The sequence below is a fragment of the Candidatus Nucleicultrix amoebiphila FS5 genome (assembly GCF_002117145.1).
Classification (GTDB): domain Bacteria; phylum Pseudomonadota; class Alphaproteobacteria; order Caedimonadales; family Nucleicultricaceae; genus Nucleicultrix; species Nucleicultrix amoebiphila.
Map to the genome: position 1 here is coordinate 38,902 of NZ_CP008743.1, position 12,599 is coordinate 51,500.

Here is a 12,599-nt window from a genome sequence, read left to right on the forward strand (position 1 = left end):
GATGATTGAAAAAGTCATTACATGGTGTGGAAGAAATGCCAGCATTACAATTATCATCACTGTTCTTTTATCATTATGGGGCGGTTATTGCCTGAAAAATATCCGAGTAGACGCTATCCCTGATCTTTCTGAGACCCAGGTGATTATTTTTACAGAATGGATGGGAAGAGCTCCCGACCTTATTGAAAAACAAATTACCTATCCTCTAGTCACTGCGATGGTCTCTGCACCGAAAGTATCCGTCGTTCGCGGATTTTCGATGTTTGGGATGTCCTTTGTTTATGTGATTTTCAAAGATGGCACGGATCTTTACTGGGCAAGATCGCGGGTTATAGAATATTTGTCAAAGCTTGCGGGACAACTGCCACAGGGAGTTACTCCTTCTATTGGTCCTGATGCGACAGGTGTGGGATGGGTCTTCCAATATGCTCTCGTTGATCCTACAGGAAAATATAACCTTGCTGAAATCAAGACATTTCAGGACTGGTATCTAAAATATTGGTTATCTTCTGTTTCGGGGGTAGCTGAAGTTACTAGTATTGGAGGTTTTAAAAAACAATATCAAGTAGAAATCGATCCCAACAGGCTTGCAGCTTTGAACATTCCCATAGAAAAAGTCATTAACGCCATACGTAATAGCAACAGTGATGTGGGGGGTAGGACTCTGGAGGTATCTGAGCGCGAATATTATGTTCGGGGATTGGGTTATGTGAAAGATCCTGTAGACATAGAAAATATCTCGATAGGTGTTGGGCCCAATAACACACCTATAAAGATTGCTAATATTGGAAAAGTGAGCCTTGGGCCCAATATTCGAAGGGGGCTTGCCGATGTGAATGGTCAGGGTGATACCGTTGTAGGTCTTGTGGTGCTACGGCAAGGAGAAGATATCGCGCGGGTGATCGATAGTGTTAAGAAGAAGATTGAAGAAGTAAAAGAAGCCTTTCCCCCTGGTCTTGAACTAAAAATACTTTACGATAGATCTCCTCTGATAAAGGAAGCAGTAAACACGCTCAGAGATACGCTCATAGAAGAAATTCTCCTTGTCTGTCTTGTCATACTTATCTTTCTTTTCCACCTGCGCAGCATTGTTGTCGTTGCCATTACTTTACCTCTGTCCGTTCTAATATCGATGATTCCCATGTATTATCTCGATATTAGCCTTAACATTATGTCGTTAGGGGGGATTATTCTCGCCGTTGGAGATATTGTGGATGGGGTTGTCGTTTTTATTGAGAATACCCATAAGAAAATCGCAGAGAGTCATAATAAAAGACCCACCCAGGAACTGGCAATTGAAGCATGCAGAGAATTGGGTCCTTCCATATTTAGCGCCCTGTTGATTATTGGGGTATCTTTTTTGCCTATTTTTGCTTTACAGGCTCAAGAAGGTAAACTATTTCATCCACTCGCCTATACAAAGACTTTCGCTATGATTGCAGCTGCACTAGTAACTATCACGGTTACGCCGCCGCTGATTGCATATTTTGTTAAAGGTCGCATTCGTGGTGAACTTGAAAACCCTGTAAATCGCTATCTTCAAGGACTCTATAAACCCATTTTACAATGGTGTTTAAAGCATACGGCTATTGTATTGAGTGGGACGGGTATACTGGTTGCACTTTCTCTCACTGCATTTCTGCGTTTAGGATCGGAATTTATGCCGCCTCTATGGGAAGGGGACCTTCTTTACATGCCGATTACCGTTCCAGGGATTTCTATAAATGCGGCCTCTGATCTTTTAACAAGGCAAGGAGCTGCAATTAAGGCAATACCAGAAGTGGAAACTGTTTTTGGTAAGGCTGGACGGTTTGAGACAGCTACAGATCCTGCACCGATTTCTATGTTTGAATATTCGATACACTTAAAACCACGCGATCAATGGCGCAAAGGCTTGGATGAAGACTCCCTTATTAAAGCGCTTGATAAAGCCGTTGAAGTACCGGGATTAAATCGTGCTTGGACTAAACCGGTGCGGGGGCGTATCGATATGTTATCAACTGGCATCAGGACTCAGGTGGGCGTCAAAATATTTGGTAAAGATCTGAAAGTTATAGAAGAGATTGGCCAACAATTGGAGAGAACTCTCAAGGATGTGATAGGCACACGGAGTGTTTATGCTGAACGCATTGTCGGTGGATCTTATTTGGATTTTGAACCGGATAGGAAGAAGCTTCAACGTTATGGTCTTAATGTGGGGGATGCCCTTATGGTTGTTGAGACTTCTGTGGGAGGAATGGAAATCTCTCAAACAATTGAGGGGAGAGAACGCTATTCTATCAATGTCCGTTACCCAAGAGAGTTGAGGGACAGCATTGATAAACTCAGTCGTATTCTTGTGGCCACAAGCACGGGAGCTCAAGTGCCACTGGGTGAGCTTGGGAAATTTACCGTTCATATGGGACCTCCGATGGTGTTGGATGAAAACGGTTCTCTTGCAGGGTATGTCTACATTGACTTAAAAGACAGAGACCCTGGCGGGTACGTAAATGATGCAAAAGAAGCAGTTAGAAAGAATGTTAAATTGCCTCCAGGTTATTTCATTTCGTGGACGGGGCAGTATGAGTATTTGGAACGCATGCAAAATCGCATGAAAGTTATATTACCATTAACCTTGTTACTGATCTTTGGTTTCTTATATATAAGTATGAAATCTGTTTCCAAAGTGATCATGATCATGGCATCGGTCCCATTGTCTCTCGTTGGTGGAATCTTGCTGATGTGGAGTTTAAACTATAACACGAGCGTCGCTGTATGGGCGGGGGCTATAGCCTTAATTGGAGTGGCCGTTGAGACGACTTCCATCATGGTTATTTTTCTGAATGAGGCTTGGAAGAGTAGATCCATAGAGGGGAAATTAAAGACACCTAATGAGTTTACAGATGCCACAATACAAGGTGCACAAAAAAGCCTGCGGCCAGTTATGATGGCTGTGAGTATGAATATTTTTGGGCTTGTGCCTGTGATGATTGCCACAGGTATTGGTGCTGATGTTATGAAACGTCTTTCATCTCCAATGTTTGGGGGGCTCATCTCTCTTTTAATACTCACGCTCATCGTCATTCCTGTTATCTATAAAATGTATGAAGAGAGAATTTTGTTAAGAAGGAGAAATCCACGATGAACTCGGAAATTAAGACTCCATGGGCTCAATCACCTCAAGAAGTATTGGATATTCTTGAGACATCCTCCACGAACGGCTTTTCTTCACATCAAGTAGAGGAACGCTTAAGAATATACGGCCGCAATCTCCTTAAAGAAGAAGAAAAAATCACACAACTAGCAAGGTTTTTGCTTCAACTGAAGAGCCCCGTAGTTCTTACACTTTTAATTGCGACAGCTATTTCTGTTCTCGTTGGAGATATTGTGGATGCTATCGCTATTTTTACAATAGTGATTATCAATGCGATCGTTGGCTATATTCAAGAAGCGAAGGCTGATAATGCCCTAGAGGCTCTGAAAAAGCTCTCCGCTCCCCATGCGCGCGTTATCAGAGGAGGCAGTATCCAGGAAATACCAGCGGCGGATGTTTGTCTTGGTGAAATTTTAGTTTTTGAGGCGGGCGATTATGTTTCAGCAGATTGCAGAGTGATTCAGGCTAGCCAGCTTTCAGCAGATGAAGCTATTCTGACGGGCGAATCTCTCCCCGTTAATAAAGACACAGTGCCAGTAGAAACATCGGCGCCTCTAGGAGAAAGAAAATGTATGCTCTTTGCTGGCACGGCCGTAGCGACGGGCACAGCGCGGGCAGTGGTTACTGCGATTGGCATGAACACTGAAATCGGTCGGATTGCTGGCATTCTAGAATCGACAGATATCGCTAAAACTCCTCTTCAAGGGCGCTTAGAGCAGGTCAGTAACAGGCTTCTCCTTTTTTGTTTATTAGTTGTCTTTTTGGTTGCCATTCTCGGCATGGTTCATGGTGAGGAATGGTTAGATGTCCTGATGACGGCAGTTAGCCTTGCTGTTGCTGCCATTCCTGAAGGACTCCCCACAGTGGTGACACTTACGCTTGTGTTAGGTGTGCAACGGATGGCAAAACGAAATGCTCTTGTTAGACGTTTGTCCGCGGTCGAAACCCTTGGTTCTACCAATGTTATTTGCACAGATAAGACGGGAACTCTGACAACAGGTAAAATGCGTGTACGGGAAGTGTTTACACTTTCAAGTGGGATTTTAAAGGAAGAAGATGCCCAGAGAAATGATGACGCGTTAAGAAAACTTATCGAAAGTTCCGTCCTGTGTTCCAATGCGTCTATCACGAGTGATGGATTTGCAACAGGAGATCCAACAGAAGTGGCGCTTCTTTATCTGGCGAAGAGTAATAACTTGGAACATCAATATCTTAATTCTGCTTATCCAAGACTGGCAGAATGGAGTTTTGACAGTAATAGAAAGAGGATGAGTGTTGCAGTTCAGGCTGGTTCTGAAGTGATCATCCACTGTAAGGGAGCGCCAGAGGCACTCTTACCTCTTTGTCAGTTGACTGAAAAAGAAAAGGTGATGATCTTAGAGGCTATAGAAACCCTTTCTTCTCAAGGCAGACGGCTTTTGTCTGTCGCCACAAGAACTCTGCCTGACCCTTTGCAAGAATTCAACGTAGCGCGTTACAAAGATTCTGTCTTGGTTGAAAATAATCTCACATTTTTAGGGCTTGTCTCTATTGCGGATCCACCAAGGCAAGAGAGTATTATTGCTATCCAAGACTGTAAGGCTGCAGGAATAAAGGCTGTTATGATCACTGGGGATCATCCTGTAACTGCCAAAGCCATTGCTCAAGAACTTGGTATTGTCGAAGATGGAATTTTTGATCAAGTTATGACAGGCCTTGAACTGGAAAAAATGTCGCCCAAGGATCTCGAGGGACAGGTTGAGAAAATAGCAGTTTATGCCAGAGTATCTCCAGAGCATAAGCTGAAGATTGTCCAGGCTTGGATCAATAAGGGGAATATCGTTGCCATGACGGGAGATGGGGTTAATGACGCTCCTGCTCTTAAACAAGCATCGATTGGTGTTGCGATGGGGAAGGGAGGAACTGAAGTTGCCCGTCAGGCCTCCTCTATGATTTTAACGGATGATAATTTTGCAACAATTGTTTCTGCTGTTGGAGAAGGGAGGGCCATCTATGGTAATATTCGCCGCACTATTCAATATCTTTTGTCTGGAAATATTGCCGAAATACTAATCATGCTTGGCGCAGCTTTAATGGGTTGGCCAACGCCTTTGGCAGCGATTCATCTTTTATGGATCAATCTAGTGACAGACGGTCTTCCTTCTCTAGCACTTGCCATGGAACCTGTAGCAAAAGATGTTTTAAAAACGACAAAAAGGCCCTCACCAAAAACGTTTTTTGATCGGAGGTTTTATCTAGAGCTGGCTTTTGTGAGCATAATTACAACGGTTATGGCGCTTGCTCTTTATGCGTACATGCTAAAAACTGCAGGCGAGACCCTGGCCAAGACATATGTTTTTTCGTTTCTTGTTTTTGCAGAACTTTTTAGATCTTTTGCTTGCAGAAGTGATCAACAAACGGCCTTTCAAATGGGACTCACTTCTAACCTTTACCATTTGCTAGCAGTCGCCATTCCCGTAGCATTTCAGATTTTTCTCCATCACTTTGATCTGTTCCGTGCCTTGTTCAAAGTGCAAAGGATAGATTGGGGACATTGTTTAATACTTCTGGTTCTGACATTAATTCCGGTGACCCTCATTGAACTTAAAAAATGGTATGTACAATCAAGAAAGAGAAGTCAGTAGCCGTCTCTGAAGAATTTAGAGGGATTGATATTGCAGGAAAAGCGACTCAATCCTTTCTCTTGTGATGCATTCCTTCCAACACTATACAAAAGATAAAATGCTTGAGCTCTGCATTTCTGCAAGGGTAGAAACTGTGTTATGGGAACGATGAATCGCATAAAATGGGTAAGGAATAAAATTAGTAAAAAGAAATAATATTAAGTTTAGGTATCTTTGCAAAACTCTTACCAAAGCGTGAGTGAAAACGGCGCCAAACTACACGGCGTAATTTTTCACTCACTTTTCATCTTATGATTTTAGTTTTTCATTTTCTTCTACAACAGGGAATTTGTAATAATGAATGAATCTTTTATTCCTTAAAGGCGTTGTTTGCTCAAAAACGATTTTTAGATTTTCTTGGAGTTCTTCAACACTCTCTAACGCTGTCAAAAGATTGCTATTATGTTCTATAAGCTTTGTATGAATGGCACGCTCATTTTTGTCTTCTTCTTTAGCAAAAAACCTTTTCATTTGTTGTTCTTTTATCAAAGCAGTAAGGCTTTGATCACGAAGTGTTTGAATCATGGGACGCAGAAGCCCTATGGCTTTTTGAGCCTGGACGAGGCTTTCATCTTCTCCTTTGAGAAGAGCTACGAGCTCAAGAGATAAGGGCACATTCTCTTCCCCAAAAGTCAGATACTTCTGACCATTCACTGTGAACCTTCTGAGAAAAGTCCCTTCAGTATCCGTATTGGGAATGGCTTCTTGATCATCTACTATTCTAATCTTAGGCCAAGTCACGAGAAACCCTGGATTTTCAAGAGCCGGCAACAGGGTCAAAACTTTCGTTTGATAAGCACCTATAGCTCTATAGTGGGCAAGAAGCTCTGGAATCGGTAGACTATCTTTGAAATATGAAGCAGTTGAGTGTGGATCATTCATCATAATTTCTGGATCTATGATCCTTCTTGCCTGTTGGAGATGATCTTTGAGTGTGTTGATATCCTGTTCAATTTCTAAGGAGTCGTCCTTGGTGATTTCAGAGATAGAAGTCGGAATGTCCAGATAATGAGAAAAACGCCAGGAGAGGAAACCACCCAAAATGCTTAGCCGGCGGGACAAAAGAAAATATTTTAGAGAGAGTTCATGGTTGGGTGCTAATTGACCAGGAATACCATCCTGATAAAGATCTCCAAGACGGATTGCAGCTCGTGCATCACCTTTGTCCCAACCTTTTGTCAACCATGTGATGGCAAGTTCAGCGTTAGGTTCTAACTGACCAGGAATACCCTTCTGATAAAGAGCTCCAAAAACGTCTGCAGCACGTACAACGCCGTTATCCCAGGCTTTTGTATACCACGCGATGGCAAGTTCAGCGTTGGGCTTTAACTGACCAAGAATCCCATACCTGTAAAGATCACCAAGTTCTACTGCAGCGTGTACATGACCTTTATCCCAAGCTTTTGTATTCAACGTGATAGCAAGTTCAGCGTTGGGCTCTAACTGATCAGGCCTAATACCCTTATGGTAAAGCCTTCCAAGGTAGAAATTACGGAGAGCTTCTTTTGATTTATTCTCTCTCTCTTTCTCTAAATACCCCTTTAAATCATTGATTTCTTCTGGCGTTAGCTGAGGAATATTAAGATAAGAAAGAATTCCCAAATAGAGTGCTTTTGGGTTGCGCTTCTCCATATGAAGAAAGAGAGTTGCATAATCTTTAGGCTTTATGGAAGGGTTCCCAGAGTCAAATAAGAGATCGATCAATTGTTCTTGCGCCTCTTCAAGGGCTTTTCCTTTTGCAGTTTTGATTGTTTCTCTGAGGGTCGCAAGGGTAGGCTTTTGTTCTAAGGTCAGTTTTTTATTTTGAGGTTCTGTGAAAGGCGTAGATAGGTCATCTTCACGTTTTCTTTTTTTAGACTTAGGGAGATCTTCTGTTCCTTGCGTGGCTAAGAGAGGAGAAGACAGAGTGAATGATAAAAAAGAAACAGTCAGAAGAAGTTTTGAGACAACGGTCATTGAGAGATACCTTGTGATACTTAAATATTATTAATGTATATGCATATATAATATTTAAAGACAAGTTGTCAAATAATTCATCACTGTTGTAGAGATCTCTCTATGATGCTTCGCAATGAATTGTTACAATATTACTGTCGTATTAGGTCACTCTGTGGCAAATTACTCATCTGTTCTTTTTGAGAATTTGCAATATACCTGTGAACTCCCCCCCCCACAACCAATCATTCAAATATCTTCAATAAAAGTAAGATTTTCAAAAAAGCTATGATGCTTTTGACATTGGAAAGACAAATGGATCAAGTTTTAGCTAAATACGTTAGAATGAATAATTCTTAGAATTGTATGAAGCCTTTATATCTTTATATGCATTAACTTTATAGCTGCAAAAGGTCTTAATCACTTTTTGCTTTTTTGAGAGCTTAGTCAACGCCTACAATTGTATTCCTTCCTTTATGTTTGGCTTGGTAAAGAGCTTTATCAACTTTGTCTATAAACCAATCAGGATTAATTGTGGTATCTGGCGTAATAACACCCCATCCTACACTCACTGTTACATAGGGATGTAGTGTAGAAGGTGTAGGCATTTTAAGATTTTCTATCGCTTTTCTTGCTTCCTCAGAATATTTTAATCCTTCTTTTTCGTTGGCGCCGAATAAGAGAATAACAAATTCTTCTCCTCCGATACGCGCCGTAAGATCAATTTGACGTTTGGTAATGGTTTTTAGGGTTTGAGCGACGCTCATTAAACATTTGTCACCTTCAAGATGACCGAGGGTGTCATTGTATAACTTAAAATGATCTATATCGATCATAATGAGACAAATGGATTTCTCTTGTTGTAAGGCTAAGGTCCATAATGTTTTAAAAATTAAATTGAATTTTCTTCGGTTGGCAATGCCTGTAAGAACATCTGTCTCCGTCATATCTCTAAGACGATAATTTTCTTCTTTCATCGTTTGCGCAATTTTTTTTATGCGATGTATAAAAACACCTAAGATAATCGTTGAGGAAATTAAACCGTTGATCGTTCCCAAATACCACCCAATCGAGTATCTTACTTCGCCGACGATTCCATAAAAAACATCTAGACTATGCGTAACAGTAGCGAGCAATAGCCAAAGATCTTGGCGATGATATGTTCCTTTTTTTAAAATTAATGAGAACAATGCTCCTATACTGAATATTAATATGATTTTATCAAGGTAAAGTGACTGTGAATAATTGTTACCATTTATAATATGAGGCAATAGATGTTCACCAAAAATTACTGATAAAATTATTACAACACTGATAAGCGGGACTAAACGGAAATACCAACGATAAGCTTTATAAGATATTTTTTGGCCAAAAGAAAAATTTAAAGAATAAAGGATGATATAAATTGGAAAAATAATATGCCAAATTGTCCACATCCATGAAGAGATTTGACTCTCTTCACTTACGAGATACGAAGGCAGTATGGCATTTGGAAAGAATATGATGCGATAAAGAGCTAGAAAGCTAATTAAAAAATATCCAGAAGCAAGAAGTGCGACAGATTTGTTAAGTTCTAAATTAGATTGTGTATAGAGTAAAAACGCCGTTTGAAGAGAAATAATAAAGACAGAAATTCCGCAGACAACAACAAATCCTGGTATGACAGGACCTTGGATTTTACTTATCAATGATGCAAAAGCACTTACCAATACAAACAGACAGATTATCGATAAAACCAGGTATCTTTCTTGTTGTGATACTCTGGTGTTAATTGAGTAAATCATAATGACCTTTCTTAACAGACACCAAGTAACTTTATTAATAAGAAAATCTTAACAAGTGATTAAAAACTCTAACCCCCATAGTTTTTTATCAAAAGAATATTTCTAAAAATATTCCCCCTTTTTAGTCAGTTATTAAGAATAGATGATAGATACGGTTACGATAAAGCGAAAACAGAAAATGTGTTAAAGGAAATTGGTTTTACTAATATTGAATTTAAGGATCACTATGATAATCCGCGAAACGTCAGACAAAATCAAGAAATTGTCTTTGCACATAAGCCTTAGATAAAAAGAGTTGAAAAAATCTATGCAAAGGATGATGTTTTTATCTTAAGGAGTTTCAAGAGGAAAACATTCTTCCTACTCTTGACTGTCCTCTTTAGGAATCGCAAGAAAGTATGAAAATTAAATTTGAAAAAATAAATTCTGATCATGAGGCTATTATTTTTGAATGGCTCGAAGAACAGCATATGCAAGAATTCTGGGATAATAGCCAGGAACATAAAGACGATATTATTAACTTTATTAAGAGTAGAGTTCAGCCATCTCCTTATTTTGATGGGATTTTTACTTATTGGATCGGTTCCTTGAACGAACAGCCCTTTTGTTTCATTCTCACTGCAGCAGTAAAACCAAGGGAAGCGTATCCTCAAATATGGCGGGAGAATATTTCTCAATCAGGGACAACGTATAGTTTGGACTTTGGTATTGGAAATAAAAAATTTTTAGGTCAAGGTTTAGCAGCGCCTACTTTAGAAGCGTTTACTGACTTTTTTCAAGCAAAGATAGATCCAAAAGCAGATACGTTTTTTATAGATCCTGATGTGAATAATCCAAGAGCAGAGCATGTTTATGAAAAGGCAGGCTTTGTTTGTGTAGGTGATTTTAAAAGCGCGAAAAAATACTGGGATTTTACAGGTGAAGCAGCATTTCTCATGGTTAAGAAGTTAAAACCAAGATCGTAGAATATTTGTCAGTTGTTTTAGCAGGGGGTTAAAACAGATCGCGTTGCTTTGAAAGCACTCTCAAATAACTCTCATAATATCATTGATCAACTTATTCTCTCTAAATGAGAAGGTGTTGTGAAGTGAAACAATAATGTGATCATACAAATCGATTTTAAAATCGAGCAGTAGAATACGAATATGATTCGTAAAAGCGATGTCTTGAGAAGAGGGTTTTGTATTATCTGATGGGTGACTATGAACAATAACTATTTTAGAGGCACTGTGTTGTAAGGCTCTTAAGGCAATATCCCGTAAGTAGGGAACAACTTTATTTGTTGTTCCTATGGCAATGATTTCATCGTCTATGAAATGACCATTGTCACTGAATGACAGTAACCTGAATTCTTCTTTATAATTATTTCTTAGCATTGCTCGACAGTATTTTTTCAAATCTTTGCAGGAATTAAGAACAGATTTTTTCTTGATGTTTTCTTTGAGGAGAGAGCGGGCGATGCAATTAACAGATTTAATAAGTTTGACATCTTCTATTGTTACTCCTGTGACAGATTTTAATTTGTTGGCAGGCGTATTAAAGACAGCTAAGAGACTCCCAAACTTTTCTAGTAACTCTTCTGCAATTTCATTATGCAGTCCATTTTTTGTGACAAATGACAGCAGAAGTGAAAGCTCTACCCATCCTGGTGTTGTATTAAATTGTTTATTATCCATTGCTCCCCCACCTATGCAATAATAGCAATTATTTATATTTTTTTTAGAATATATATAATAAACTCATGTTTTTCAAGGAAAGAGTTATTTTAGGAAACGAAAGGAATTTCAAACCAGCGTGTTGAAGAATGTTGTTAACGTTTACTCGAACGCATAATCCCATCTTATAAGAAGCGTAAATTTAAAAGGGATAAGTTTTTGATGCAATATAGATAGAAAGTTAGAATACTGAACAGAAAACAAAAATTAAGGATTGATCTATCAGAGGAAAACGTAACTACTCAGGTAAGAGAGAAATAAAATTTCCTTTTTAATAAATTCGTATGATTTGTCATGGGTGAATTACGACAAAGCAAGATGGCAGAAACATCAAGACGTTTTATTCATTTTTAGAAACGATACAAAAGCAAGGCTTTCACCTAGTTAATTCTATTTGTCATTTACTATAAATTAATAAATAACATACATAATAAAGTGAATGAATAAATAAGGAGGATTGAGATGGTTAGAAATGGTTTGCTTGTTGCTAGTATTTGTTTGCTCAGTGCTAAGTACGTGGCTGCTACTCCAACATGTAACATTGGTAAGCTTGAAGCCAGAGTTTTTGTGTTAGAGCAACTTATAAAACAGAAAGAAACATTAAACCAAATTTCAAATCTTTCTGCCGCGCATGCTTTTACGAATACTGCAGCTAAGGTCGATAAAACTAAAATGTCTTCCGATGCTAAAAAGGAATTTGATGCAACTATTGCCGATTTAAAAAGTACGACAGATAAGTTTGATAGCTTGATGGGAAAGGTGGCCGCTGATACCTTTACACTCTCGAATGAGTTGCAAACCTTGGAAAAATCCTTAAAAGAGGCAAAAGCTGCCTTTTATAAATGCAGGTTTGAATATGTCTCATCTGGAGATGAATCCAAAAGATACAACCTACCAGGGGATGAGGGGACAGTAAATGATATTACCATTAAGAAATAGAATGGCGTAACTCCTCAACAAAGGTTAATGAGTTAAGTGCGATGTGATTTATCTGCGTATTTAAAGCAGCTGTGATAACCTCAAACGGTTTATTCCCTTGCTTACGCATAGTTGATAGAAAAAACGGATCGTCGCAAAGGTTTCAGCTCCTCCCATCGTTCGAAATCCGCCGCTAATCTTTTGTTTCACTTTCATCATACGAATGTCTTGCTCGGCCTGATTGTTCGTAAAGGCAACTCCAGGAACCCTGAGATCAAGGCAGCGTAACACATCTTGCTTATGTGCTTTAAGCCGCAGCAAAAGATTATGCCCATCTCTTCGCTTTGAATTATCTTTGCTTTTCTGAGGTAAAGGAGGCAGGGCTGTCATGATAGCATAACCCCTTGTCTACAATCACGTCATAAAGGGGGATAACACGCCATTTGAGACG

General features: G+C 39.4%; 8 protein-coding genes. 4 read left to right on the forward strand and 4 right to left on the reverse strand.

The window, feature by feature from the left end:
• Position 1 precedes the first annotated feature (1 nt).
• Together GQ61_RS00205 and GQ61_RS00210 are read left to right on the forward strand one after the other, a co-directional pair.
• Positions 2-3,124, forward strand: coding sequence for an efflux RND transporter permease subunit (locus tag GQ61_RS00205; RefSeq protein WP_085783377.1), 3,123 nt, complete (start codon positions 2-4; stop codon positions 3,122-3,124).
• Positions 3,121-5,757, forward strand: a complete 2,637-nt coding sequence (locus GQ61_RS00210) for a cation-translocating P-type ATPase (protein ID WP_085783378.1) — start codon at positions 3,121-3,123, stop codon at positions 5,755-5,757. Before GQ61_RS00205 ends, GQ61_RS00210 begins: the two co-directional genes overlap by 4 nt.
• 288 nt (positions 5,758-6,045) lie before the next feature.
• Here GQ61_RS00210 and GQ61_RS00215 read toward each other — a convergent pair whose 3' ends face one another.
• Positions 6,046-7,752: a tetratricopeptide repeat protein gene (locus GQ61_RS00215; protein WP_085783379.1), complete on the reverse strand. Its 1,707-nt coding sequence runs from the start codon at positions 7,750-7,752 to the stop codon at positions 6,046-6,048.
• A gap of 422 nt (positions 7,753-8,174) precedes the next feature.
• Positions 8,175-9,515, reverse strand: a complete 1,341-nt coding sequence (locus tag GQ61_RS00220; RefSeq protein ID WP_085783380.1) for a sensor domain-containing diguanylate cyclase — start codon at positions 9,513-9,515, stop codon at positions 8,175-8,177.
• Positions 9,516-9,913: 398 nt separating this feature from the next.
• Between GQ61_RS00220 and GQ61_RS00225 the strand changes: the two genes are divergently transcribed.
• Positions 9,914-10,480, forward strand: coding sequence for a GNAT family N-acetyltransferase (locus tag GQ61_RS00225; protein ID WP_085783381.1), 567 nt, complete (start codon positions 9,914-9,916; stop codon positions 10,478-10,480).
• 60 nt (positions 10,481-10,540) lie between these two features.
• Here the strand turns inward: GQ61_RS00225 and GQ61_RS00230 are convergent, their stop codons facing one another.
• Positions 10,541-11,191, reverse strand: a complete 651-nt coding sequence (locus tag GQ61_RS00230; protein ID WP_085783382.1) for a JAB domain-containing protein — start codon at positions 11,189-11,191, stop codon at positions 10,541-10,543.
• Between the two features lie 501 nt (positions 11,192-11,692).
• On the opposite strand from GQ61_RS00230, the gene GQ61_RS00235 reads away from it, so the two are divergent.
• Complete coding sequence (locus GQ61_RS00235; RefSeq protein WP_085783383.1) at positions 11,693-12,169, forward strand: hypothetical protein; 477 nt, start codon at positions 11,693-11,695, stop codon at positions 12,167-12,169.
• A 60-nt stretch (positions 12,170-12,229) separates the two neighbouring features.
• Here GQ61_RS00235 and GQ61_RS00240 read toward each other — a convergent pair whose 3' ends face one another.
• A complete protein-coding gene (locus GQ61_RS00240) occupies positions 12,230-12,538 on the reverse strand; it encodes an IS66 family transposase (protein WP_085783384.1) in 309 nt (102 codons plus the stop codon).
• Positions 12,539-12,599 lie beyond the last annotated feature (61 nt).

Coding starts and splice junctions, on each gene's coding strand:
- GQ61_RS00205 (WP_085783377.1), top strand. CDS start 2: ATGATTGAAAAAGTCATTACATGGTGTGGAAGAAATGCCAGCATTACA.
- GQ61_RS00240 (WP_085783384.1), bottom strand. CDS start 12,538: ATGACAGCCCTGCCTCCTTTACCTCAGAAAAGCAAAGATAATTCAAAG.
- GQ61_RS00230 (WP_085783382.1), bottom strand. CDS start 11,191: ATGGATAATAAACAATTTAATACAACACCAGGATGGGTAGAGCTTTCA.
- GQ61_RS00220 (WP_085783380.1), bottom strand. CDS start 9,515: ATGATTTACTCAATTAACACCAGAGTATCACAACAAGAAAGATACCTG.
- GQ61_RS00210 (WP_085783378.1), top strand. CDS start 3,121: ATGAACTCGGAAATTAAGACTCCATGGGCTCAATCACCTCAAGAAGTA.
- GQ61_RS00215 (WP_085783379.1), bottom strand. CDS start 7,752: ATGACCGTTGTCTCAAAACTTCTTCTGACTGTTTCTTTTTTATCATTC.
- GQ61_RS00225 (WP_085783381.1), top strand. CDS start 9,914: ATGAAAATTAAATTTGAAAAAATAAATTCTGATCATGAGGCTATTATT.
- GQ61_RS00235 (WP_085783383.1), top strand. CDS start 11,693: ATGGTTAGAAATGGTTTGCTTGTTGCTAGTATTTGTTTGCTCAGTGCT.